22 protein-coding genes are annotated in these 22868 nt (G+C 59.5%); 5 read left to right on the forward strand and 17 right to left on the reverse strand.

Annotation, left to right across the window (positions count from 1 at the left end):
• Positions 1-77: 77 nt before the first annotated feature.
• The 4 genes from HTT03_RS11385 to folD all read left to right on the forward strand — a co-directional run bounded on the left by HTT03_RS11385 (position 78) and on the right by folD (position 4113).
• Positions 78-731, forward strand: coding sequence for a hypothetical protein (locus HTT03_RS11385; RefSeq protein WP_174859897.1), 654 nt, complete (start codon positions 78-80; stop codon positions 729-731).
• Between the two features lie 43 nt (positions 732-774).
• Complete coding sequence (locus tag HTT03_RS11390) at positions 775-1359, forward strand: MOSC domain-containing protein (protein ID WP_174859898.1); 585 nt, start codon at positions 775-777, stop codon at positions 1357-1359.
• 111 nt (positions 1360-1470) lie between these two features.
• Positions 1471-3147 carry a formate--tetrahydrofolate ligase gene (locus HTT03_RS11395; RefSeq protein ID WP_174859899.1) on the forward strand — a complete coding sequence of 559 codons (1677 nt, stop codon included), beginning with the start codon at positions 1471-1473 and terminating at the stop codon, positions 3145-3147.
• 75 nt (positions 3148-3222) lie between these two features.
• Entirely contained in the window at positions 3223-4113 is an 891-nt protein-coding gene (gene folD / locus HTT03_RS11400; RefSeq protein ID WP_174859900.1) for a bifunctional methylenetetrahydrofolate dehydrogenase/methenyltetrahydrofolate cyclohydrolase FolD, read from the forward strand.
• Here folD and HTT03_RS11405 read toward each other — a convergent pair.
• The 15 genes from HTT03_RS11405 to HTT03_RS11475 all read right to left on the reverse strand — a co-directional run bounded on the left by HTT03_RS11405 (position 4110) and on the right by HTT03_RS11475 (position 20200).
• On the reverse strand, positions 4110-4529 hold the full coding sequence (locus HTT03_RS11405) for a PaaI family thioesterase (RefSeq protein WP_174859901.1): 420 nt from the start codon (positions 4527-4529) through the stop codon (positions 4110-4112). The two genes, folD and HTT03_RS11405, sit on opposite strands and share 4 nt — an antisense overlap.
• Complete coding sequence (gene pdeM, locus HTT03_RS11410; RefSeq protein WP_174859902.1) at positions 4529-5200, reverse strand: ligase-associated DNA damage response endonuclease PdeM; 672 nt, start codon at positions 5198-5200, stop codon at positions 4529-4531. Before pdeM ends, HTT03_RS11405 begins: the two co-directional genes overlap by 1 nt.
• 287 nt (positions 5201-5487) lie before the next feature.
• Positions 5488-7941 carry a ligase-associated DNA damage response DEXH box helicase gene (locus HTT03_RS11415; RefSeq protein ID WP_174859903.1) on the reverse strand — a complete coding sequence of 818 codons (2454 nt, stop codon included), beginning with the start codon at positions 7939-7941 and terminating at the stop codon, positions 5488-5490.
• 52 nt (positions 7942-7993) lie between these two features.
• Complete coding sequence (locus tag HTT03_RS11420) at positions 7994-9301, reverse strand: ATPase (RefSeq protein WP_174859904.1); 1308 nt, start codon at positions 9299-9301, stop codon at positions 7994-7996.
• Positions 9302-9419: 118 nt separating this feature from the next.
• Positions 9420-9914, reverse strand: coding sequence for a prepilin peptidase (locus tag HTT03_RS11425; RefSeq protein ID WP_174859905.1), 495 nt, complete (start codon positions 9912-9914; stop codon positions 9420-9422).
• 3 nt (positions 9915-9917) lie between these two features.
• Positions 9918-10769, reverse strand: coding sequence for a tetratricopeptide repeat protein (locus tag HTT03_RS11430; protein WP_174859906.1), 852 nt, complete (start codon positions 10767-10769; stop codon positions 9918-9920).
• Between the two features lie 29 nt (positions 10770-10798).
• Positions 10799-11398 (reverse strand): tetratricopeptide repeat protein, encoded by a 600-nt coding sequence (locus HTT03_RS11435; RefSeq protein ID WP_174859907.1) that lies wholly within the window; start codon positions 11396-11398, stop codon positions 10799-10801.
• Entirely contained in the window at positions 11398-12375 is a 978-nt protein-coding gene (locus tag HTT03_RS11440; RefSeq protein WP_174859908.1) for a type II secretion system F family protein, read from the reverse strand. Before HTT03_RS11440 ends, HTT03_RS11435 begins: the two co-directional genes overlap by 1 nt.
• Positions 12376-12385: 10 nt before the next feature.
• Entirely contained in the window at positions 12386-13348 is a 963-nt protein-coding gene (locus HTT03_RS11445) for a type II secretion system F family protein (protein ID WP_174859909.1), read from the reverse strand.
• Positions 13349-13359: 11 nt separating this feature from the next.
• Positions 13360-14832 carry a TadA family conjugal transfer-associated ATPase gene (locus HTT03_RS11450; RefSeq protein WP_174859910.1) on the reverse strand — a complete coding sequence of 491 codons (1473 nt, stop codon included), beginning with the start codon at positions 14830-14832 and terminating at the stop codon, positions 13360-13362.
• A gap of 23 nt (positions 14833-14855) precedes the next feature.
• Positions 14856-16100, reverse strand: coding sequence for a CpaE/TadZ family protein (locus HTT03_RS11455; RefSeq protein WP_174859911.1), 1245 nt, complete (start codon positions 16098-16100; stop codon positions 14856-14858).
• A gap of 298 nt (positions 16101-16398) precedes the next feature.
• The gene (locus HTT03_RS11460) at positions 16399-17097 is read right to left on the reverse strand and encodes an OmpA family protein (protein WP_174859912.1); all 699 of its coding nucleotides are present in this window, start codon (positions 17095-17097) and stop codon (positions 16399-16401) included.
• Complete coding sequence (locus HTT03_RS11465) at positions 17084-18520, reverse strand: type II and III secretion system protein family protein (RefSeq protein WP_174859913.1); 1437 nt, start codon at positions 18518-18520, stop codon at positions 17084-17086. The genes HTT03_RS11460 and HTT03_RS11465 overlap by 14 nt, the downstream gene beginning before the upstream one ends.
• Positions 18521-18725: 205 nt before the next feature.
• Positions 18726-19586 carry a Flp pilus assembly protein CpaB gene (gene cpaB, locus HTT03_RS11470; protein WP_174859914.1) on the reverse strand — a complete coding sequence of 287 codons (861 nt, stop codon included), beginning with the start codon at positions 19584-19586 and terminating at the stop codon, positions 18726-18728.
• Positions 19587-20002: 416 nt separating this feature from the next.
• A complete protein-coding gene (locus tag HTT03_RS11475) occupies positions 20003-20200 on the reverse strand; it encodes a Flp family type IVb pilin (RefSeq protein ID WP_174859915.1) in 198 nt (65 codons plus the stop codon).
• Positions 20201-20562: 362 nt separating this feature from the next.
• On the opposite strand from HTT03_RS11475, the gene HTT03_RS11480 reads away from it, so the two are divergent.
• The gene (locus HTT03_RS11480) at positions 20563-21396 is read left to right on the forward strand and encodes a lytic transglycosylase domain-containing protein (RefSeq protein WP_174859916.1); all 834 of its coding nucleotides are present in this window, start codon (positions 20563-20565) and stop codon (positions 21394-21396) included.
• A gap of 93 nt (positions 21397-21489) precedes the next feature.
• Here HTT03_RS11480 and HTT03_RS11485 read toward each other — a convergent pair whose 3' ends face one another.
• Both HTT03_RS11485 and HTT03_RS11490 read right to left on the reverse strand, forming a co-directional pair.
• Positions 21490-22113 carry a CoA transferase subunit B gene (locus HTT03_RS11485; protein ID WP_174859917.1) on the reverse strand — a complete coding sequence of 208 codons (624 nt, stop codon included), beginning with the start codon at positions 22111-22113 and terminating at the stop codon, positions 21490-21492.
• Complete coding sequence (locus HTT03_RS11490; RefSeq protein ID WP_174859918.1) at positions 22113-22817, reverse strand: 3-oxoacid CoA-transferase subunit A; 705 nt, start codon at positions 22815-22817, stop codon at positions 22113-22115. Before HTT03_RS11490 ends, HTT03_RS11485 begins: the two co-directional genes overlap by 1 nt.
• Positions 22818-22868: the final 51 nt, after the last annotated feature.

The following is a 22868-nucleotide window of genomic DNA, read 5'->3' on the forward strand; positions in this document are numbered from 1 at the left end:
GGGGGCCGGAACTCAGCTATCGCCTCGCGGCTGGCATCGCGCTAGACAGGGCCGAATGTCTTAACCTGACGGGTCTTATGCGACGTATCCTTTCTGCCTTCATCGCTTTCTCCACTCTTCTCGCCGGCCCGGTTGCGGCCGAGCCGCAAACCTATGCTGTGGCTTTAGCTGGGCGTCAGCTTGGCACGTTGGAGTTCAATGGCCAAAGCCAAGATGCCGCGTTTCTCTTGTCGCTCGACAATGCGCCTTTTGGCATCAAAAACGGCACCTTCAACGCGGCTACCCGGTCTGCGGGCGGTTCGGTCAACTATCTCGGCTCAAACCGGGGCAGCGAAACCCGCGACATCGCGATTGCGCGGACGGAGGGGCAGGTCACCTCGGTGAAAATCACCCCAACCTCAGAGATCACGCAACTGTCGGAGGCCAAAGCAGTTCCCGCCGGGGTCCTCTTTCCACCTGAGCTTTTTGCGGCGCTTGCGAATGCCAAAAGCTGCCCATCTCCGCTTGCCCTCTACGATGGACGCCGCGTCGTTCAGATCGCCACGCAAGCAGTCAGTCAAGACGGTGCCTCTGTCCTGTGCGACATGTCCTACCGTGTCGTCATGGGGCCGGGCTATGTCTCCCCCTTTTACCTCAAATCCTTCGGCATGGACTTGGTCTATACGGCAGGCAGACTTGCCAAAGCGTCGCTCAGCGGTGGCGGATTTAAGGTGCATCTGACCCGGCAATAGCCCTAAGTTTGCCGATCCGACTTAGCCCTTCAAGGACAGCAAGATGCCTGAGCTACGCGCAACCGACTACACCGCCCGGATCATCTGGTTGGGCATGGTCCCCCAAGATCGCCGGAACATTCGCTCGGCTCCCATGACAGAGGTATTTGCGAGCTATGCCGGGTTCGAAGGCGACTTTCACGCCGGGCTGACCCGTCCCGCCTGCGTCCGCGTGCGCAACCTGCATCCCAAGGGGACGGAGATCCGCAACACGCGCCAGCTTTCCATTCTCTCTGCCGAAGAGATGGCGCAGATTGTACGGGCCATTGACCTGCCAGCGCTCGATCCCGCGTTGCTTGGGGCCTCGATTGTCCTAGAAGACATCCCAGATTTCACGCTGGTCCCGCCCGGCTCGCGTTTGCAAAACAGCCAAGGCACCACGCTGGTCGTGGATATCGAAAACGGTCCCTGCAATCTCCCCGCGCGTGAGATTGAGAGTGAGGCGCCCGGCCATGGCAAAGGGTTCAAAGCCGCCGCGCAAGGCAAGCGCGGCGTGACTGCTTGGGTCGAACGCGAAGGACCGCTCGCTATCGGCGACAGCCTGCGGCTTTTCGTCCCCAATCAACCGGTTTGGCCGCATCTGGACTAGGCCCACGCCGTTTCGCGGCGCTTGAGTGTCGGAAATACCGCCTTCGCACCGGGACTTGTGCCTGTAAGTCTTGTTCATCAAGATCACCGTAACCGGCAACAGGGGATTCCCATGGCTTTTAAAACCGACATTCAGATCGCACGAGAAGCAGCAAAACGCCCTATTCAAGAGATCGGCGCGAAACTGGGCCTCTCCAGTGACGACCTGCTGCCCTATGGCCATGACAAAGGGAAAGTTAGCCAGAGCTTCATCGACAGTGTGCAAGACCGCCCCGATGGCAAGCTCATCCTCGTTACCGCGATCAACCCCACACCGGCGGGCGAAGGCAAGACCACAACCACCGTGGGTCTCGGCGACGGGCTGAACCGGATCGGCAAGAAAGCAGCCGTCTGCATCCGCGAGGCCTCTCTTGGGCCGAACTTTGGCATGAAGGGCGGTGCCGCGGGCGGCGGCTATGCGCAGATCGTGCCAATGGAAGAGATGAACCTGCATTTCACCGGCGATTTCCACGCGATCACCTCGGCGCATAACCTGCTGGCCGCGATGATCGACAATCATATCTACTGGGGCAATGAGCTTGAGATCGACACCCGCCGCGTTGTCTGGCGGCGTGTGGTTGATATGAACGACCGCGCACTGCGCCAAATCGCAGCGTCGCTTGGCGGCGTGCCAAACGGTTTCCCGCGCGAGACCGGTTTCGACATCACCGTCGCTTCTGAGGTTATGGCGATCCTCTGTCTCTCGCGCAATCTGGCGGATCTGCAAGAGCGTTTGGGCGCGATGATCGTCGCCTATCGCCGCGATCGCAGCCCCATCTATGCGCGCGACATCAAAGCCGACGGTGCGATGACGGTGCTGCTCAAAGACGCAATGCAGCCCAACCTCGTGCAAACCTTGGAAAACAACCCGGCTTTCGTTCACGGCGGACCTTTTGCCAATATCGCCCACGGCTGCAACTCGGTCATTGCCACAACAACGGCGCTGAAACTGGCCGATTACGTGGTGACCGAAGCCGGCTTTGGCGCGGATCTTGGCGCCGAGAAATTCATGAACATCAAATGCCGCAAAGCAGGGCTCGCGCCTTCTGTCGTCGTGGTGGTCGCCACCGTGCGGGCGATGAAGATGAACGGCGGTGTCACCAAGGCCGATCTAGGGACCGAGAATGTCGACGCCGTCATGCAGGGCTGCGGCAATCTGGGCCAACATATCGAAAACGTGAAATCCTTCGGTGTGCCGGTGGTCGTGGCGATCAACCATTTTGTCACCGATACCGACGCCGAGGTGCAGGCAGTCAAAGATTACGTGGCCGCGCAGGGGGCCGAGGCGATCCTGTCGCGGCATTGGGAACTAGGCTCAGAAGGTTCCGCCGATCTGGCGCAGCGCGTGGCCGAGATCGCCGATGGCGACAGCGCCAATTTCGCACCGCTTTATCCCGATGACATGCCACTGTTTCGCAAGATCGAGACAATCGCCAAACGCATCTACCGCGCTGACGAGGTGCTCGCCGATCAAAAAATTCGCAACCAGTTGAAAGATTGGGAGGACCAAGGCTACGGCGACCTGCCGGTCTGCATGGCCAAAACCCAATACAGTTTTTCAACCGACCCCGACCTGCGCGGCGCTCCGCGAGACTTTTCGGTCCCGGTGCGTGAAGTGCGGCTGTCCGCCGGCGCGGGATTCGTTGTAGTGATCTGCGGTGAAATCATGACGATGCCGGGCCTGCCGCGCGTCCCTTCGGCCGAGGCGATCAAACTGAACGCTGATGGGGATGTGGAAGGGCTGTTTTAAGACGGGTTGCAAACCCGCCCTGCCGCGGTGATGTAGGGCGGGATCAACCCCAGCATTGGCGAAAGAGAGATGGATATGGCAGCGACAATCATCGACGGTAAGGCTTTTGCAGCCAGAGTTCGGGAAAACGTAGCAGGCCATGTCGCACGGCTGAAAGCTGACCACGACATTACCCCCGGTCTTGCAGTGGTTCTGGTCGGCGAGGACCCGGCCAGTCAGGTCTATGTCCGCTCCAAAGGCAAGATGACCCGCGAAGTGGGGATGAAATCCGTTGAGCACAAACTGCCCGCAACGGCAGAGCAGGACGCGCTGCTCAAGCTGATTGATGATCTGAACAATGATGCTGAAATCCACGGCATTCTCGTACAACTGCCGCTGCCAGAGCATATGGACGAGAAACGTGTCGTGAACGCGGTCTCCCCGGCCAAGGACGTCGACGGGTTTCACATTTCCAACGTTGGCCTATTGGGGACAGGACAAAAGAGCATGGTGCCATGCACGCCACTCGGTTGCCTGATGATGCTGCGCGATCACCATGGGGATCTGTCAGGGATGAACGCCGTGGTGATCGGGCGCTCCAACATCGTTGGCAAACCCATGGCGCAATTGCTGCTAGGCGACAGCTGCACCGTCACAATGGCGCACAGCCGCACCCGCGACCTGCCCGATGTTGTGCGCCGCGCAGATATCGTCGTCGCGGCTGTGGGACGGCCTGAAATGGTGCCCGGAGACTGGATCAAGGAAGGGGCCACTGTCATTGACGTGGGCATCAACCGTATCGAGACCGGCGATAAGACCAAATTGGTCGGCGATGTCGACTTTGACAGCGCTAAAGACCGTGCTGGCGCGATCACCCCGGTGCCGGGCGGGGTCGGGCCGATGACCATCGCCTGCCTCTTGGCCAATACCGTAACAGCCTGCTGCCGCGCGAACGGTCTGGAAGAGCCGGAAGGGCTGACCGTCTAAGAAGGGCTTACCGGCACCATCGTGCCTTGCAGAATGGCGATCAAGCGGGTTTCGCCATCCGCAACGGCATGCACCTCAGCCGTCACCACACAGAGCCGCCGCCCGGGTTTGACCACCCGGCCGGTGGCGATCAACCGGTCACCGCGGGCGGGGGCGAGCAGGTTTATCTTAATTTCAGACGTCACCACATCCATCTCGGGCGGCATCATGGTCAGCGCCGCATAGCCCGCCGCAGAATCGGCAATCGAAAACGTAAGCCCGGCATGGCCCACCCCCTGCTGCTGTCGCGCCAAGGGCAAGACAGGGGCGCTGACCCGGACCAACCCTTCAGATACGTCAATGACCTCGGCGCCCAAAGTCTGCATCATCGTCTGCGCAGCAAAGCTATCGCGGATGCGTTGTTCTATGTCTGTCATCAACTGGCCCTTCTTGGCATCGGGATTACCACTGGCTGAGGCCCGGTCAATATCGCGCAGGCATTGGGCTGCATCAGACCACAAAGCACCTGCGACCCGCTACCCAGCCCACCCGTATAGGTGCCATAGGCCGGAAGGATCAGCCGGTCACTGTCAAAAAGAAAGGCAGGCCGAGAAATGCTACGTTTGCGGGCATAGACCGAGGCTTTTGGATGGTAATGCCCAGAAACCTCAGCCCGCTGCGCGGGATCAGCAATATGCCGAAAGGTAAGCGGGCCTAGCGCGAGTTCCGCAAGATGCGTGCCGCCCAGTCCCACAGGGCCGGGATCATGATTGCCCTCAATCCAGTCCCACTGCCGCCCGGCTTGCAAACGCATAATCCAAAGCCGCTCTTGCTCCGGCAAAGCCTGTGCGGCGCCTAGATCGTCAAAGCTGTCGCCTAGACAAACCACATGGCGCGGTTCGGTCGCGGCAAGGTCGGCAGCCAGGCGGTTCAGCGTATCACGCGTCTCATAAGGGGGCAGGGTCGCCCCCCCACGTCGCGCAAGCCGCTCAGACTTCCCCAGATGTAAATCACTGACGCAAAGCAGGCTTTGCGCAGGCCACCAGAGAGCCCCAGATCCGAGCGCCGTCAGCGCTGCACCCGCGAATGTAAAGTCTAACCCGTTCATCCTTTGTTCATCTGCAACTGCCGCTGATTTGGCAAGGGGCCAAAAGCAGCGTTCTGCGCGTGGTGAGGAAGGCGCAGCGGTATTTAAGAAAGGATGAAATGTAGAAAGCGCGCCCTGTGACCGGATTGCTGCCCCACACAAGACGCGCCTTCATCCTTTGCGGTCATCGGCTCCGCAGCCTGTACCGCGTGATTAGAATGCGTCCGTATGGTTAAAAAACGCTTAACCATCTTCATCCTTTTTCAAATACCGCTGCACAACAGATCGACCCTCGTCCGGCCCGTGTTTTAGGAAACGTCCCGCCGGCGGGGGATATTCGAGGGCGGCGGGGTCAGTTGCGCGAGGCCGGATGCTTCCATTAGCCGCGCAGCCTCTTCAGCGAGCATCCGCTCTTGGGCTGCGCCTTCAACCGGTACTCTGCCCATTTCCAGCAACAACGGCGCGGCAAGGGGGCTGACGCGGGGCAGGCGGCGGTGTTCGATGCGTCCGGCGATGCGGGACAGCATTTCTTCGATCCGGCCAAAGTCGACCAGCCCGCGGAGCGCCTCTTCGCGGGTGATCTCGAGCATGAGGTGGTCTGGCTCGTAGCGCAGTAACGTATCGTAAAGAATATCGCTTGAGAAAGTCGTCTGCCGGCCGGATTTGCGCGCTTGTGGGGTGTTGCGTTCGATAAGGCCTGCGATTGTCGCGGCGGCGCGAAAGGTGCGTTTCATCACGGCGTTGCCCGCCAGCCAACTGTCGAGACCTTCGTGCAGGGCAGCGGAGTCGAGCAAAGGCGCCGGGTCGTCCACGGGGTCCAGCCCCCAGATCAGTGTCGCGTAGTCTGTCGCCACAAACCCCAGCGGGCGCAGGCCGAGGTCTTCCATGCGTTTGGTCAGCAGGAGCCCAAGCGTTTGTTGTCCGTTGCGTCCGGCAAAGCCGTAGAAGACAGTTTGTTCGGCCCCGTCGTGGGGGAAGCTTTCGACCAGCAACTCACCCGGTTGCGGCAGCTGGCTGACCTCGCGTTGCAAGGCCAGCCATTCGGCTGTGTGAGGGGGCAGTTCGGGCCACTGCTCTTGGGTGAACATCTGCTGTACGCGGGCCGACAATTGCGTTGAGGTGGCAAATTTGGTGCCGCCGAAGGTCGCCACTTTGGGCTTCTTCGCGGCGTTGCGACTGACTTCGACCACCGTTTCGCGCAGGCCCTCGTAGCGCACGATTTGGCCCCCGATGAGGAAGGTGTCACCTTTGGTCAAGGTCGCGGCGAAGCCTTCTTCGATTTCGCCCAAAGGTTTACCGCCCCGTTTGCGTTGCATCCGGACTTTGAGTTTATCGGTGTCTTGGATCGTGCCGATGTTCATACGAATGCGCTGTGCGCTGCGCGGGTCGCGCAGTTGCCACAGCCCATCAGGGCGTTGCAGCAGCCGTTGCCAGCGATCATAGGCGCGCAGCGCATAGCCGCCGGTGGCGCAGAAGTCGAGGCAGGCATCGAAGGCCGCGCGTGACAGGGTGGCATAGGCGCCTGCGGAGCGGATCTGTGCGAAGAGTGCGTCGGCGTCGAAGGGGCCAGCGCAGGCGGTGATCAGGATGTGTTGGCACAGCACATCGCGAGGCCCGGGGCCCGGCGCGTCACCGTCTAATGCGCCTTCGAGCACGGCTTCTAGCGCCGCAACGCATTCAACCACTTCAAAACGGTTGGCGGGCACCAAGAGCGCTTTGGAAGGCGCGTTGTAGCGGTGGTTGGCGCGACCAATACGTTGCACGAGGCGTTTGACGTTCTTCGGCGCGCCGATTTGGATGATGAGGTCCACATCGCCCCAGTCGATGCCGAGGTCCAGCGTGCCGGTGCAGACGATGGCGCGCAGATCGCCGCGCACCATGGCTGCTTCGACCTTTGCGCGCTGTGCGCGGTCAAGGCTGCCGTGGTGGATCGCGATGGGCAGGGCGTCTTCGTTGGCGAGCCAGAGGTTGTGAAAGAAGATCTCGGCCTGCGCGCGCGTGTTGTGAAAGATCAGCGTGGTTTTGTGTTGGCGAACTTGGTCGAGCACCGCCGGGATGGAATAGGCCGCGCCGCCACCAGCCCAGGGCGGGGCTTCTTCGGTGCGCAGCATTTGAATGTCCGGCGCGGGGCCGGGGTCGGCCAGCAGCACTTCGCAGGGGTCGGGGTGGCGGGCCATGAGATGCGCGATGGCGGCGGGGTCCTCGACAGTGGCCGAGAGGCCGACGCGTTTGAGATCGGGGCAGAGCGCTTGCAACCGGGTCAGCGCCAGCATGAGTTGATCGCCGCGCTTGCTTTCTGCGAGGGCGTGGATTTCGTCGATCACCACACGTTTCAGCCCGCGAAAGGTGCGGGCGGCGTCGTCGTAAGAGGTCAGCAGCGCAAGGCTTTCGGGCGTGGTCAACAGGATGTGCGGCGGATCGGCGCGTTGGCGGCGGCGGCGCGATTGCGACGTGTCGCCGGTACGGTCTTCGATCCGGATCGGCAGGCCCATTTGCTCCACCGGACGGGTGAGGTTGCGTTTGATGTCAGCGGCGAGCGCTTTCAGCGGCGAGATGTAGAGCGTGTGCATCCCCTCATGCGGCTCTTCCGCCAAATCGACGAGCGTGGGCAAGAACCCCGCCAGCGTTTTGCCGCCGCCGGTGGGGGCGATGAGCAGCAGGGCGGGGGCCTCGGCCCGGTCGAGCATCTCTTGCTGGTGCGGGTGCAGGGACCAGCCGTTCTGGCCAAACCAATCAGCGAATTTTGGGGGGAGGGCGCGCATGTTTGTCATGTAGTCTTTGGGGCCTGCGCTGCCAGCCCCAAAAACGCAGGTATTACTTTACGATAACTTCGTCTTTGACGAACATATTGTCCCAAGCGCGGTCCACAAGATCCGGGCTCATTTGATAGGGAAGCCCCTCGAACTCGCAGATGGCGATCATCTGGTCGATCAGAAAGACCGGTTGGTAGTTCGCATAGACATTGTCGATGGTGGGGTATTTCACCTTGAGCAGATGCACCAGCGTGGCTTCGTCCAGCGCCATGCCGCGCTTCTTGGCGACCATGGCGAAGATCTTGAGGAAGTTCTGCTGGTCCGGCCCGTCAATTTTGATCTTGAAGAAGATACGCCGCAGGGCGGCTTGGTCGAAAATCTCATTCGGGTGGTAGTTCGTTGAGAAGATCACCAGCGTGTCAAACGGCACCTCGAATTTCTCACCCGATTGCAGGGCGAGGATGTCTTTGTTTTCCTCAAGCGGGACGATCCAGCGGTTGATGATGCTCTGAGGCGGCTCTTGCTGGCGGCCAAGGTCGTCGACGATGAAGATACCGCCGGTGGCCTTGAGTTGCAGCGGGGCCTGATAGGTGCGCGCGGTGGGATTATAGACGAGATCGAGCATGTTAAGCGTCAACTCACCCCCGGTGATCACCGTTGGGCGTTCACAACAAACATAGCGGCTGTCGAACCGCGTCACACGGCGCAGGGAGGTGGGGTCTTGGACCTCGGCCTCGGCGGCGGAATGGACGATGGGGTCGTAGACCGTGATAACTTGACCTGCGTATTCGATGGCGCGGGGGACATAGACCTTGTCGCCGAGCGCATCGCGGATGCCGTTGGAGATGCTGGATTTCCCGTTGCCCGGTGGGCCGTACATCAGGATTGATCTCCCGGCAGAAACCGCCGGCCCAAGGTGGTCAAGCAGGCTATCCGGCAGGACCAGATGACCCATCGCCCCGGTCAGTTGGGCACGGGTAATTTGCAGGTTGCGCACCGATTGACGCTTGACCTGTTCGCGGTAAACCTCAAGCGGCACCGGCATGGCGCCGAAATATTCCGACTGTGCCAGCGCGTCTAAAGCCCGCGCTTTGCCCCCGTCGGTAAGTTGATAGCCCAGCTCGTTGCCGTTATGCGCGTTCAGCGTGCCGGTGGCCTCAATCAGACGTTGGCTGCGGGCGTGATCGATCATCTCTTGCGTCACTTGCACCGGCAGGCAAAGCGCTTTTGCAAGGTCGCTGACCATCTCGATATTCTTGCGGAAAATCGTTTTCAACAGAATGTCGCGCATCATCACGACAGGCAGCTTCATGTCTTCCAGGCGCTTGGGCGGCGGCGGCGCAAGGACGGTGGTGGTTGAGACATTCATGAGCGGGTTCCTTGCAAAACAGACAGGGGCTGCGGCGCGATGAGCCCTAGATATAGAGGCTGAATATGGCGTGAATGTGGAAACAACGGGGGCGCGAGAGGACGGGGTTAATTTTGTCTTAACGACCGTAGAGCGCCCCAAGGATCAGATAGAGCGCCAGCGTGGTGCCGAGCGCGAGACCCATGGGAAATTTTTTGGTTTCCTGCCAGCTTTGCCATTCCGGGGCGAGGCGGCGCAGGGGGGAATATTTCGCGGCGCGGTGTGTGGCGGCAGCGGCCAGAAGGGTTGCCATAAACAGTGCCATCAGCAGCCGGAGATCGCCAAGCGCGATGAAGGGCGCAGCGGCGGCGGCGAATTTCGCATCCCCAGCCCCCATAACCCCTGCGGCATTCAGCAGGATGCCCACGGCCAACACGATAATCAGGCTCATCAAACGCCAAAGGTAGACGTCAAAGGGCAGGACAATGAGGCCGATCACCACAAAAATAACGCCCAAGAGGACCACCGCCTGATTGGTGATGCGCATCTGTTTCATGTCGGTAAACGCGACGTAAAAACACAAAGGCAGCACAAACGGCAGGAACCACAGGGCCACCGTGGCCGAGATCGCCATGGGTCAGCCCGCTTCCAACGCACGCAACGAGCGCACGGCGGCTTCAAAATGCTGCGGATGTGTGTCGATCGCCTCTTGCAGCAGCCCTTTGCCTGTCGCCACGTCGCCGCGTTTGATGGCCGACAACGCCATCGTGTGCAGCAGTTGCGCCCGCTCCGATTGCTCCATCGGCATCACGGGCAGCGTATAATCACGCTGTGCGGCACGGGCCATGACGAGGTTATTTTTTGCGGTGAAAAGCGTGTTGTCCTGCCGGATCGCTTCGGCAAAGAGCCGCTCCGCTTCCGGGTAATCGCCGCGCGTAAGCTTGGAGTAGCCCCAGTTGTTCATCACGGCGGCGGGTGTGGTGGTCAGGCCCACGGCGATTTCATAAAAGCTGTCGGCGCGTTTCCACTGTTCTTTGCTGTCGGCAACCATCGCCTCCAACCGGTAGCGGGCAAAGGTTTCGTGCGTGGGGGGGATGCTGTTGAGCACCGTTTCAGCCCGTGCCCAATCGCCGGACCGGATCAGCGCATCGGCCAGCTCGACACTGTCGTCGGGCGTGGCCTCTTTCATCTTGGTCACTTTTTCCCAAGCGCTTACTGCCTCAGTCCGGCGCTTGGCCCGCGCGAGGGAGGATGCCAGCCCGCGCTGATGGTCGATGCGATCGGGGTCTTCTTTGGCCGAACGGGCGAAGTAGCTCACCGCTTCATTCGGGTCGGCCACGGTCAGCATGACATCGGAAAGGTTGGTCTCATCCACCACATTGACGTCCTTAAAGGCGCGCTCAACGGTGGCGTTCGCATCTTTTTCACCGCAGCCTGCCACAGCGGTGACGCCTGCCATGCAGACGGCCAGAAGAATGGGATGGCGCATTTTGCGTCCTTTTTACTGCTCTGCCTTGGTCATGGTGTCAGACGGATCAGGTAGTCCCCGCTGCCGCGCCGCACCAATTTGTAATTATCTTCATTGACTTCTGTCATAACAGAATTTTCAGTTTTTGCGAGTGCCAAGCGCAGATTGTCCCGGATTGCGTCACTTTCGCCATTATCGAGCGCATAGGCTTTGCGAAAAATCTGCTCGGCTTCTGCCGTCTCGCCGCGCTCCATCAGCACCACGCCGAGGTTGTTCCAGACCTCTGGCTCCTCGGCATCTTCTTTCACGGCGCGACGCAGCAGCATTTCCGCCTGACCCAATCGGCCAAGCCCCAGATTGGCGCTGCCGAGGGCCGAGAGGATCTCTCCATTCAGCCCATGTTCCAAAGCGGCGCGGTTAAAGGACTTGATCGCCAGTTCATACTGTCCCGCTGCGATCAGCCTATGACCCACCTCGATCCCATCGACCGCCTCTGCCTTTTGATCGACGCCGGGGGCATAGACCCCCTTTGACGTATCGTCACCGCCGAACGCGGAAAAGCCGCCCGGAGAACAGGCGGCCAATGTGAGGGCAGAGAAAGCCCCAAGGAGAGCGGCGCGACTGTTGCCGCGCCGATATGAGCGTTTCATTAGTTTCCCATTTTGCCCAGTTCCGTAATGCCATGCACCGAAGGGCCGACCAGAATGATCAGGAGCGGCGGCACGGTCAGGCCCATAGTGGCAAGGGTCATCTTGGTTGGCAACTTGTTTGCCGCTTCTTCGGCCCGCATCACCCGTTTGTCCCGCATCTCTGACGCATAGACCCGCAGCGCGTCAGCAATAGATGTGCCGAAAGCGGCGGATTGGATCAGCACGGTCACAAAGGAGGACACATCCTGCACGCCGCAGCGTTCGGCCATGTCGTTCAGCACGGAAATTTTGTCCTTACCGGCTTTCATTTCATAGGCGACAATCTCGAATTCCTCACTCAAAGCGCGGTAGGAGGCGCGGAGTTCCTTGGCCACGCGGACAATACATTGATCCAGCGACTGGCCAGCCTCAACGCAGACCAACATCATGTCGAGCGCATCGGGAAAGCCTTGGGTGATTTCCTCTTTGCGGGCGTCGACGCGGCGGCGCACCCAGTATTTCGGCAGGTAGTAGCCAATCGCGCCGGGGCCGATGGTGTAGATCATCGTTTTCTGCGTCGTCATGCCTGCGCTGCCGCCGAGGAGGTTCATATAAACCATGCCGCCGATCAGCCCGAGCATACCAAGAGCAAACTGGGCGAAGTAGTAGAGACGCACCGCATCGCGGGACTGATAGCCTGCTTGCCGCAGCATCAATTGTTTCGCGCTCAGCTCGGCGCCGTCCTCAGGCTCAAGAAACTTCGCGAATTTCTGCAGTTGGGCGTTCTGATCCGATTGCCGCAACTGCTGGCGTGTCGCATCGCCAGTCGGGGCTGAAGCCGTTCGTTTCAGCTTGGCCAGAGGGTCTTCGGGCTGGCGCAGCATCATGGCGATGGTGAGCGCCACCAGCGTTAAACCCAGCACGCCGATGATGATGATAAGCCCCATCGGACCGAGGGTCTCGCTGATGCGGGCGTTGATCTGGTCGAGAAAATTCATGGTCGATCCCTCAGACTTTGATGTTGGTCAGAATGCGCATGACGAAAAGGTTCAGCGCCAGAAAAATGCCCACTGCGAAACAGGCGGGGATGAACAGCGCATGGTCGCGCACTTCATCGTAGTAGTGCGGATCGGCCAGATTGATCACAACCAGCGCCACGAGAGGGAAGGCGGAGAGGAATTTACCTGACCATTTCGCCTCGGCGGTGATCGCTTTGACCCGGCGGAACAGCCGGAAGCGGGCGCGGATGACCTTGGCCAGCCCGGCGAGGATCTCGGCGAGGTTACCACCAGACTGCTGCTGAATGGTCACCGCCACCGCGAGAAAGCGCAGGTCTTGCATGTCGAGCCGTTCTGCCATGTCTTTCAGCGCTTCGCCGACGTCGCGGCCATAGGCGGACTCGTCCGCGATCACGCCGAACTCTGACGCGAGCGGGTCTTGGATCTCTTTCGACACGATGGAAATTGCGCTTGAGAAAGGGTGCCCTACACGTAGGCTGCGCACCATAAGCTCCACCGCATCGGGCAGTTGTTCTTCGATCATCGCCATGCGCTTGCCCGCCTTATGGGAAACCCAAAAGAACACGGCGCCCACACCCATAAAGATCGCCAAAAGCAGGCGCACGGGGGCGCTGGTTTCTGTGCCGATGGTCAGCCCGAGAAAGGCCAACGCTGACAGACCGGCCATGATCAGCAACAGTTGTTTGGGCGTGAATGCAATCGCTGCCTTCTGCGCCTTATCCGACAACAGCGAATAAAGCGGGATCGACCGTGCCTTCATATGCTGCTGCATTTCTTTGCGCAGCTTATCCAGCACCTCTTCGCGCCGCGCGCCTTTTTCGAGCATCTCAAGCCGGCGGTTGACCCGACTGTTGAGGCTGATGGATTTGCCAAAAGCGACAAGGTACAGGCCTTCGACCAGCACCAGCACGCCGATAAAGATCAGACCGTAGATAATGGGTTCGGCACTCATGGGACTGTTCCTTACTGGGCCGCGACGGGTTCGTAGATGGAGGAGGGCAGGTCATAGCCCCACATGCGGAAGCGTTCGGCAAAATGGCTGCGCACGCCGGTTGCGGTGAAATGGCCGATGATCTTGTTCTCGGGCGTCAGGCCCACACGCTGGTAGCGGAAGATTTCCTGCATCGAGATGACTTCGCCCTCCATCCCTGTGATCTCGGTGATCGAGGTCATGCGGCGCGAGCCGTCTTGCAGACGCGACGCCTGCACGATGAGATTGACCGCCGAAGAGATCTGACTGCGCATGGCCTTGAGCGGCATTTCGATCCCGGCCATGGCGATCATGTTCTCCAAACGGCTGATCCCGTCGCGGGCAGAGTTGGCGTGGATCGTGGTCATGGAACCGTCGTGGCCGGTGTTCATGGCCTGCAGCATGTCGATGACTTCTTCGCCACGGGTCTCGCCCACGATGATCCGGTCCGGGCGCATTCGAAGTGCGTTTTTCAGACAGTCGCGGGGGGAAACTTCGCCCTTGCCCTCAACGTTAGGCGGGCGGCTTTCCATCCGGCCCACATGGGTCTGTTGAAGCTGAAGTTCGGCGGTGTCTTCGATGGTTAGAATACGTTCGGCGTTGTCGATAAAGGACGACAGGGCGTTGAGTGTGGTGGTTTTACCCGAGCCGGTACCGCCTGAGACAATGATGTTCAGACGCGTTGCCACGGCAGCCTGAAGATAGGCCGCCATCTCTTCAGAGAAGGCACCAAAGTTCACCAGATCGTCGATGCCGAGCTTGTCTTTCTTGAATTTACGAATGGACACCAGCGAACCGTCCACGGCCACAGGCGGCACCATCGCGTTAAAACGCGAGCCGTCTTTCAGGCGGGCGTCAACGTAAGGATTGCTTTCGTCCACCCGGCGGCCCACGGCGGAGACGATCTTGTCGATGATCCGCAGCAGGTGCCTTTCATCTTTGAAGGTCACATCGGTCAGTTGCAGCTTGCCGTCGCGTTCAACAAAGATTTGCTGCGGGCCGTTCACCAGAATATCGTTGACGGTATCGTCTTTCAGCAGCGTCTCAAGCGGGCCGAGGCCAGTGACCTCGTCGTAAAGCTCGGAGTTCAGCGTCATCCGGTCTTCGCGGTTCAGCACGATGCTTTTTTCAGACAGGATTTCGACGGCGATGTCGTTGATTTCCTGACGCAAATCCGCCTCAGAGGCATGTTCCAGCGCAGCGAGGTTAAGGTTGTCCAACAGTGCCCGGTGCAGTTCGAGTTTGATCTCGCTCATCCGCTGCTTGCGCTTGACCTCGCGATCCACCGGGGCAGCCGCTGCGGGCTTGAGCGCGCGGCGCATAGAGGCCGGTTTGACCGCCGCACTGGGGGCGGGCGCGGCCGCGACGGGGGCGGCTTCGACAACCTTTGCCACCTTAGCAGGCTTCGCTGGCGCCGGTTTGGGCGCTGCTGCCGATCCGGTGGGTTTTTTGTACTTGGAAAACATCGTTACGTACTTTCGCTAGAGGCTCAGGCCGCTTGGGCTTGATCGCCCTTAAGGTCGTGGATGGAACTGGCCAGTTTGGCGATTTCGCGCCGCAGCGGGCTCTTGGCGGCGGAACTGGCAAGCGGCTGACCGTGATCGTTGGCCTGCGTCACCGGCTTGCCGCCATCAGGCAGTTGCAGGTCGATCGAGATGCCCAGCGATTCCGCCATTCGCTTGACCCGGCTTTTTCCGCTGAGGTCGGTAAATTTCGGCGCACGGTTCATCACATAGCGCAGCTTTTCGATCGGCAGTTCTTCGGATTGCAGCGCCCGTTTGAAGCGCAGCGCGTTCTGGGCCGAGCGCATGTCCAATTCCAACATCGCGAAATAGATATGCGCGCTGGACAGCACGGTCTCGGACCACTGCACCAAGGTGGAGGGCATATCGACAATGACATAATCGAACTGATTGCGTGCCATGCTCAAGATACGCTCGACGTCTTCATTGGTAATCAGATCAAGCGGTAGCATCTCGGACGGGGCGGTCAGAACATGGAGCTTGTCCTCGAACGTTTGCAGGGCTTGGCCAAAGATTTCCTCGTCCATCGATTCGGTGTCCGACAGCATCTCATAGACCGCCTCACGCCGTTGCAGATCAAGGTAGGTCGCGACCGAGCCATATTGCAGATCAAGATCCAGCAGACAGACCGACGGTGGGTTCTTTTTGTCTGCCATGGAGAGTTCCCAAGCCAGGTTCACCGCCAGCGTGGTGGCACCGGTGCCGCCCGCCAAACCATGCACCACGATCAGCGCACCGTCTTTCTGCGCGCCGGCTTTTAACTGCGGGCCGCTGGCCTCCGCTACTTCTGGCGCGGCTTCGCTGCTGCCATTGCGCAGGCGGGTGATGGCCTGGGCCAACTCGCCCTCGGGCAGGGGGTAGGGGACAAATTCATCCGCACCCTGACGCAGAAGCGAATGCAGGGCGGCGGGGGTGACGTCTTCCGCGATCAAGATGACCGAAATGTTGCGGGCCTTGGCCTGAGAAATGATCTCCCCCATCAAGACGAGGTTCTCTTCGTCGGTCTCATCCATGGCGAGCGCCACGAACTCCATCGCTTCGGCTTCAGGCTGACCAAAAAAAGCCAGCGCTTCGGCAAATCCAAGATCGCCCCAGCTTTCGCCAAGGGTTGTTTCCATATCCTCAATCAACAGGTCGAAGTTTTGCACATCGCGGCTGATGGTACAGGCGACAATCGGCGCTGCTTCGGGCTGGGGCATACTGCTGCTCATGACCTTTTGTCCTTTACATCAATGGCTTAACCTAAGGTCGCGTCGACGTTCTGTCGTCTTGTCTACCTTGGGCTTTGCCCGTGCCGGGCGCTTTGACCGGGCACAATTGTCCTACTGGAGCGAATATCACAGCCAACTTGGGCGAGATTGGGGCTAAAAAGTTTCTATTGTTGGGTATTGTGAAACGATCCCGTTTTTCGCGGATGATTGGACATGGCGCCGCGGACATGCACGGCATAAAAAATCCCGCGGCCCGGAAGGGCGCGCGGGAGGTTTTTACGGTCGCTATCGACGGGCGTTACTCACCGCCACCGCCACCTGTTGCCATGGAGCTTAGCGTCGACGCAGGGGCGGCGCTGGCAACATATTCGCGGTAGATCACTTCGGCGTATTTCCCATCCAGCAGCTGCCCATGACCGCGCGCAAATCCACTGACCTCTGTCACCGTACGCCGGTTGCGCCGCTCACGGCCCTGCGTCACGATCAACGGCTGGGTTTCCCCATAGGAAACAACCGCTTCCAGACGGCTGCGGGAAATGCCCAAAGTGCTGAGGTAAGACACCACCGCCTTCGCACGACGCAGCCCAAGCGCGCGGTTATAGGCGTTAGAGCCGACCAGATCGGTGTGACCGTAAACCCGGAAACGCATTTCGGGGAACTGGCGTATCCAATCGGCCTGCTGGCGCAGAATGGCCTGTGCGGTGGCGTCGAGCTGAGCCGAATTGAACGCAAAGGTCACGGTCGAGCGCACTTCGCTGGCGAACCGATTCGCCATGTCATAGGTCACGCGTTTCTCGCCCGTCATGACCTGACGATTGTGCAGCGTGGCATTGCCAAATTGCCCAGTGTCGACAATCGAGCCTGCTTCGCGGTGAAACTGGGTATAGACCGGATCATTGGTAGGGGCGCAGGCGGCGATCCCGGCCAAAGCGGCGGCGCTGGCGATCAGTTTGAGGGGGCTGGCTGTCATCAATGTCATCTGATCAATCCAGTACATAGCCATAGGAGCCTTGGAAATCCTGCTTGGCCACTTCGCCCGCAGCCCCTTTGCGCGGCGTGCGCGTGTCGGCAGCGGTGCGTCCGTGCAAGAACAGATCCTTTTCGCTTGGCGGTTTGATGCGGTCGGTCGGCAGAACAAGCGCTTCACCCCGGGTCGGGCTGACCAGATGCGCAGTCACGATGATGACCAACTCGGTCTGGCTGCGCTGGTAATCCGCCGAACGGAACAGCGCGCCGAGAACCGGAACATCGCCAATCCAAGGCAGTTGCCGCGAATTGTCTGTAAAATCATCCGTCAGCAGGCCCGCAATGGCAAAACTCTCCCCATCGCGCATCTCAACAGTGGTTGAGGTTTCGCGGCGGGTAAAGGCAGACACTTCGACGCCATTGCCCAAAGCGACACTATTGGTTGGGTCAATCGCCGAAACGGCGGCGTTCATTTCTAGGTTGATCAGGTCTTTGTCCACAACCCGTGGTACGAATGCCAGCTCGACGCCGAAGGGTTTGTACTCCACCGAAATGCGATCACCCGATTGCGCCACCGGCACCGGGTATTCACCACCGGCAAGGAACTTAGCCTCTTGCCCCGACAGGGCCACAAGGTTCGGCTCCGCAAGGAAACGTACTACGCCTTTGGCCTCAAGCGCTTCCAACAGGATGCCCACTTGAGTGGACCCTGCGTTAAAGCCAAACAGCACCGCGCCTGCGTTTTGGTTCACCGAGGGGATCGTGCCACCCAGCGAATTGCCAACGCCGCCCGACGTATTTGTCGTGCCGGTCCCGCCGTTGATCCCAGTGCCGCCAATGGCACCGTTCAACGCTAATGACGAGCCGAGCGATTTCGACACATTGCGCTGCATTTCGGCAAAGCGCACTTTCATCATTACCTGCTGAATGCCACCGACGCTCATCAAGTTGCTGACCCGTTCGGGCGCATAGCGTTCGGCCAAATCCAGCGCCCGCTGCAACCGCTGGGTCGAGGACACGACGCCTGACAGCACAATCCCATCATTGGCGGTGCGCACTTCGATCTTCTCGCCTGGCAGAATTTGCCGCAGACGTTCTTTGAACTCCGACACATCTGCCGCCACGCGCACATCGACGTTGGTGATCAACTGGCCTGATGCATCAAGCAGCGTCAGGGTCGTCAAACCGGGGGACTTGCCCAAGACATAGATGGTGCGATCCGACAGCGAAGAGATGTCTGCGATGCCGGGGTTGGCGATGCTGAGTTCTGCGAAAGGAATGTCGCTTTCCACCACCACCGCGCGGTTCATCGGCACGTCAAGCGACGAGGTCGTGCCACGTTTGACCACGCGCAAGGTATCTGCGGTCGCCATGCTGGTCAGGCCGACGGCCAGTGGCATCGCACCCAGTGTCAGCCCAACAAGAGCTGCTTTTAGAAATCTGTCGATTTTCATGTGACCTGCCTTTTTGATCACGCCTCAGGATGGGTCTTTGCGCCCTTCGTTGCGGTCACTCTGGGGCAATTCCAATTTTATTGCAAGAATCAAGCGCTTCGCCGGTGCAATGCATGTGGGCAATTGGCAACAGCCCCGAAAAACGCAGAACGCCGCAGGAGGCTGCGGCGTTCTATGATGCGTTTATTAAGCACTTGTTATCGTTTTAGTTCGTACAAGGAATTGGGATCTGTACAACTTCTGCGCCACGGCGGGTGCGGATGGTGCAAACTTTCTCCTTGGCAACCTCGGCGATGGTTTCCTGAGCCTGAATGCCCAGAAGCGAGCGTTGGTCGACTTCAATCGCCTCGGCGACGGTATCGTCATTCACACCCACCAGCGAGAGGGACAGTTTGCCGGTTGACTGCGCCTGAGCCAAGGCGGCTACCTGCTGCGGGTTTACGGCGACGGTTACGGTCTTGGCGATCGAGGCTTCCTCCATCACCAGCGCGTCGGCGCTTTGGTCAATCGCAATCAGCGGCACAGCGGATTCGATCAGCTTGGTGACGTCGCCATTGCTGGACTGACCGCCAATGTTAACACTGCCTGTCCAGTAAACGTCGACCTTGTCGCCGGGGCGCAAGAAGCCGGACACACCGGAGGAGACGTCAACCTTGATGGTGAAGGCCCGCATGCCGCGCGCCAGACGCGATGTCAGCCCCGAATCCTCACCGGGTTCGGTGACCTTCACGGCCAGAATCGCTTCGTCTTTTTCAATGTTGCGCAGGACAACGCGCCGCTCGCGGGTGTTCTCGGGGAAGAGTTCTGTCTCAGCCAGGAAACTGCCTTCGGGGATCGCGTCTTCGGGCCATTTGACCTCCCGCACGTCTTCGCGGGTTAGCGGTTGGCCGTATTTTAGCGGCTTGTCCGCCACCCAAACGGTCTTCGTCGGCACCATCTGCGCCAGCGCGGCCTGCGCTTGGGCGTTGGCCTCCTGATATTGAGCGATCTGGTCTTTCGCCAAATAAACGGCCCCACCGGCAAGTGCGATACCTACCAAAAGGACCAATCCGAATACGGCTCGCATGTTGTTACCTCTTTGCTAAGGAAGCGGGTCTGAGCCCGCCTTTGTCACCAAGCAACCTAGCAGTTAAATGTGACGAGATTTGGTCGGCATGGGGGCGATGCGAAGGAGTGTCGCAGGATTTGGGTCCCGATGTCGTTCGAGGATCAGCCGGCGAGCGTTCTGTGGATATATTCAATAAGTCTAAAGACAGGACTCGAAATGACGCCCGATACCAAAATCGGTAGCACAATTATGGCAGCAGTCAGCACGACCCAATCTACAGTTGCTCCGCCGCTCTGATCACCAAAGAATTTTTGGAGAAAGTTGCACATAGATGTCCCTGCAAGAACCTAATTCATAGCCGAAAAGGAAGGGGCCGCATACCCTTTCGGGAAGCGCCCCTTCGGCTTAGGCATGTCGTAAATAGGGTCTTGGCTCTATTGGTCGTGCTTTGCGACTTCCGTAGCGGCCGTGCCCAGGTCAGTTCCGATTCCGTCAACCAGCGCAACTGTGCTATCATTGATAGTAGTGAAAGCCGCAACCGCCAAACCCACAACAGCAGCGGTCAGAACGACCCAGTCAACTGTCACAGCACCGTCTTCGTCTTTGCGGAAGTTTTTGATAAAGTTCATCATGTCATGTCCCTCCAAGGATCATTTGCTTTAAGGTTTTTAACCTCGCCGTCTTGTCTGCCCCGGTCTCTCATCTGAGGCTGTCCGACTTGGTATGACCCTATATAGCCTTGGGATTAGGGCGCGAATTTGGCGGCAAATGTGACTTTTTGGTTTAGGCGCCGGTTTTTTCGAAGAATCTTATAGTTGACTGATTTCAATATATAAAAACATTAGGTATCTACTCTAGCAGGCCCTTCTAGCTAAGCTTTGGGGCTAAATACGGCGAAACCGCCACGATCTAATGTGCGAATGGCTGGCCCGATTCCCCGATTCATGGAATATTGCACATGCAAAACGCATAAGACGTTAGGTAGAGCAGGCAGATGTATCGAGTCTTCGCATTCACGCTGATCGCGGCGCTGTGCAGTGCGCCTTTTCCCACTGTGTCTTGGGCCGAGGGGCCGAAACCCTTTCCTGAATTCTCAGCCAAACGCGTTGCGCCGCCGAAACGGGGCGCGAAGCGTATTACGGTTCAGATTGACCCTGCTGCCCGCGCCAAGGCCGCTGCAAAGGTCGATACGGGGCCTGCGGTGGTAGCCAGCCCATCGGGGGCGATCGCGCCTTTGGCCGCGGGGCAGTTCGATTGGTTTTGGGACAAAATATCGCCCGCTGCCGACCGTGCTGAGGCTGGCAGGCTGGCCCCTGCGCTGGACGCGTTGGCCCGGGCGGGGGCGCGTGTGCCTTCGCCAAGGTTGCAACATATGCAGGACATCGCAGGGCGTAACGGCATCGACATATTGCGGGCGACGGTCGGCACACAGGTGTCACCGGCTCTGGTTCTAGCGGTGATTACCGTCGAATCCGCAGGGCAGACCGAGGCGGTGAGCCGGGCCGGGGCGCAGGGTTTGATGCAGTTGATGCCCGCCACCGCCGCACGTTTTGGTGTCGCGGACAGTATGATCCCGGGCGACAACATCGCAGGCGGGGTGAAATACCTCGACTGGCTGATGGGCGAATTCGACCGCGATCCGATTCTCGTGCTGGCGGGGTATAACGCGGGGGAGGGGTCCGTGCGCAAACACGCAGGAGTGCCGCCTTTTGCCGAGACTCGGGACTATGTGCCAAAGGTGTTGGCGGCGTTTCAAGTGGCAAAAGGGCTGTGCAAAACGCCCCCTGAACTGATCAGCGATGGTTGCGTTTTTGCGGCAATGAACTGACCGGGGCGTCTGTTGTGCGCTGCCGGGGATTTCCTCCCCCGGACCCCCTCCAAGTATTTTCGGCCAAAAAAGAGGGGGCGGGGGAGGTCTTGCTTAGACGATGGTGGCTTCGGTCGCAGCGCGCAGCTCATCCTCTGTCACGCCATCGGCACATTCGACGATTTTTAGGCCGCCTTCGACCACATCAAGCACGCCGAGGTTGGTGATGATGCGGTCAACCACGCCTTTACCGGTCAGCGGCAGGGTGCATTCTTTCAGCAGCTTCGACTCACCGGCTTTGTTCTGGTGGTCCATGACAACGATCACTTTGCGCACACCTGCGACGAGGTCCATCGCGCCGCCCATGCCTTTGACCAGCTTGCCGGGAATCATCCAGTTCGCCAGATCGCCGTTCTCGGCCACTTCCATGGCACCAAGGATCGCCGCCGCGATCTTGCCGCCGCGGATCATGCCAAAGGACATGGCGCTGTCGAAATAGGCGGTGCGGCTGAGCTCGGTGATGGTCTGCTTGCCGGCATTGATGAGGTCAGGGTCTTCCTCGCCTTCGTAAGGGAAGGGGCCCATGCCCAACATGCCATTCTCGGACTGAAGCGTGATGTCCTTGTCGCCCACGTAGTTCGCCACCAGCGTCGGGATACCGATGCCAAGGTTCACATACATGCCGTCTTCAAGCTCTTCTGCCGCGCGGGCAGCCATTTGATCTCTATCCCAGGGCATTATGCGTCCTCCCGCTTGCGTGTCGTGACCTTTTCGATGCGTTTCTCATGCTCGCCTTGAATGATGCGATGCACGTAGATGCCCGGCAGGTGGATGTTATCGGGGTCGAGGCTGCCGCGGGGGACGATCTCTTCGACCTCGACGATACAGACCTTACCGCACATGGCTGCAGGCGGGTTGAAGTTGCGCGCGGTCTTGCGGAAGACGAGGTTGCCGGTGTCGTCGGCTTTCCATGCTTTCACGATCGACAGATCAGCAAAGATGCCTTCTTCGAGGATGTAATCCTCACCGCCAAACTGTTTCACTTCCTTGCCTTCAGCGATCTGGGTGCCGACGCCGGTCTTGGTGTAGAAGCCCGGAATGCCGGCACCACCGGCGCGCATACGCTCGGCCAAGGTGCCTTGGGGGTTGAACTCAAGCTCAAGCTCGCCTGACAGATACTGGCGCATGAACTCTGCGTTTTCACCGACATAGGAGGAGATCATTTTCTTGACCTGCCGCGACTGGAGCAGGATGCCGATGCCGAAATCATCGACGCCCGCGTTGTTGGAGGCAAAGGTAAGGTCTTTGGCCCCATTGTCCTTGATCGCCTGCAACAGCAATTCAGGAATGCCACAAAGGCCAAAGCCCCCGGCGGCGATCAACATGCCATCCGTCAACACGCCTTCAAGCGCTTCGGCGGCGGATCCATAGATTTTCTTCACGGGCGACCTCCCCTTGGTTACGTTGCGCCATATGTGACGCTGCGCTGCCGC

Source organism: Sulfitobacter maritimus (assembly GCF_013346665.1).
In the GTDB taxonomy this organism is placed as follows: Bacteria; Pseudomonadota; Alphaproteobacteria; order Rhodobacterales; family Rhodobacteraceae; genus Sulfitobacter; species Sulfitobacter maritimus.

Bases quoted from the DNA above. Each gene is read 5' to 3' on its own strand.
- HTT03_RS11385 (WP_174859897.1), top strand. From the start codon at position 78: ATGCGACGTATCCTTTCTGCCTTCATCGCTTTCTCCACTCTTCTCGCC.
- HTT03_RS11390 (WP_174859898.1), top strand. From the start codon at position 775: ATGCCTGAGCTACGCGCAACCGACTACACCGCCCGGATCATCTGGTTG.
- HTT03_RS11395 (WP_174859899.1), top strand. From the start codon at position 1,471: ATGGCTTTTAAAACCGACATTCAGATCGCACGAGAAGCAGCAAAACGC.
- folD (WP_174859900.1), top strand. From the start codon at position 3,223: ATGGCAGCGACAATCATCGACGGTAAGGCTTTTGCAGCCAGAGTTCGG.
- HTT03_RS11405 (WP_174859901.1), bottom strand. From the start codon at position 4,529: ATGACAGACATAGAACAACGCATCCGCGATAGCTTTGCTGCGCAGACG.
- pdeM (WP_174859902.1), bottom strand. From the start codon at position 5,200: ATGAACGGGTTAGACTTTACATTCGCGGGTGCAGCGCTGACGGCGCTC.
- HTT03_RS11415 (WP_174859903.1), bottom strand. From the start codon at position 7,941: ATGCGCGCCCTCCCCCCAAAATTCGCTGATTGGTTTGGCCAGAACGGC.
- HTT03_RS11420 (WP_174859904.1), bottom strand. From the start codon at position 9,301: ATGAATGTCTCAACCACCACCGTCCTTGCGCCGCCGCCGCCCAAGCGC.
- HTT03_RS11425 (WP_174859905.1), bottom strand. From the start codon at position 9,914: ATGGCGATCTCGGCCACGGTGGCCCTGTGGTTCCTGCCGTTTGTGCTG.
- HTT03_RS11430 (WP_174859906.1), bottom strand. From the start codon at position 10,769: ATGCGCCATCCCATTCTTCTGGCCGTCTGCATGGCAGGCGTCACCGCT.
- HTT03_RS11435 (WP_174859907.1), bottom strand. From the start codon at position 11,398: ATGAAACGCTCATATCGGCGCGGCAACAGTCGCGCCGCTCTCCTTGGG.
- HTT03_RS11440 (WP_174859908.1), bottom strand. From the start codon at position 12,375: ATGAATTTTCTCGACCAGATCAACGCCCGCATCAGCGAGACCCTCGGT.
- HTT03_RS11445 (WP_174859909.1), bottom strand. From the start codon at position 13,348: ATGAGTGCCGAACCCATTATCTACGGTCTGATCTTTATCGGCGTGCTG.
- HTT03_RS11450 (WP_174859910.1), bottom strand. From the start codon at position 14,832: ATGTTTTCCAAGTACAAAAAACCCACCGGATCGGCAGCAGCGCCCAAA.
- HTT03_RS11455 (WP_174859911.1), bottom strand. From the start codon at position 16,100: ATGAGCAGCAGTATGCCCCAGCCCGAAGCAGCGCCGATTGTCGCCTGT.
- HTT03_RS11460 (WP_174859912.1), bottom strand. From the start codon at position 17,097: ATGTACTGGATTGATCAGATGACATTGATGACAGCCAGCCCCCTCAAA.
- HTT03_RS11465 (WP_174859913.1), bottom strand. From the start codon at position 18,520: ATGAAAATCGACAGATTTCTAAAAGCAGCTCTTGTTGGGCTGACACTG.
- cpaB (WP_174859914.1), bottom strand. From the start codon at position 19,586: ATGCGAGCCGTATTCGGATTGGTCCTTTTGGTAGGTATCGCACTTGCC.
- HTT03_RS11475 (WP_174859915.1), bottom strand. From the start codon at position 20,200: ATGATGAACTTTATCAAAAACTTCCGCAAAGACGAAGACGGTGCTGTG.
- HTT03_RS11480 (WP_174859916.1), top strand. From the start codon at position 20,563: ATGTATCGAGTCTTCGCATTCACGCTGATCGCGGCGCTGTGCAGTGCG.
- HTT03_RS11485 (WP_174859917.1), bottom strand. From the start codon at position 22,113: ATGCCCTGGGATAGAGATCAAATGGCTGCCCGCGCGGCAGAAGAGCTT.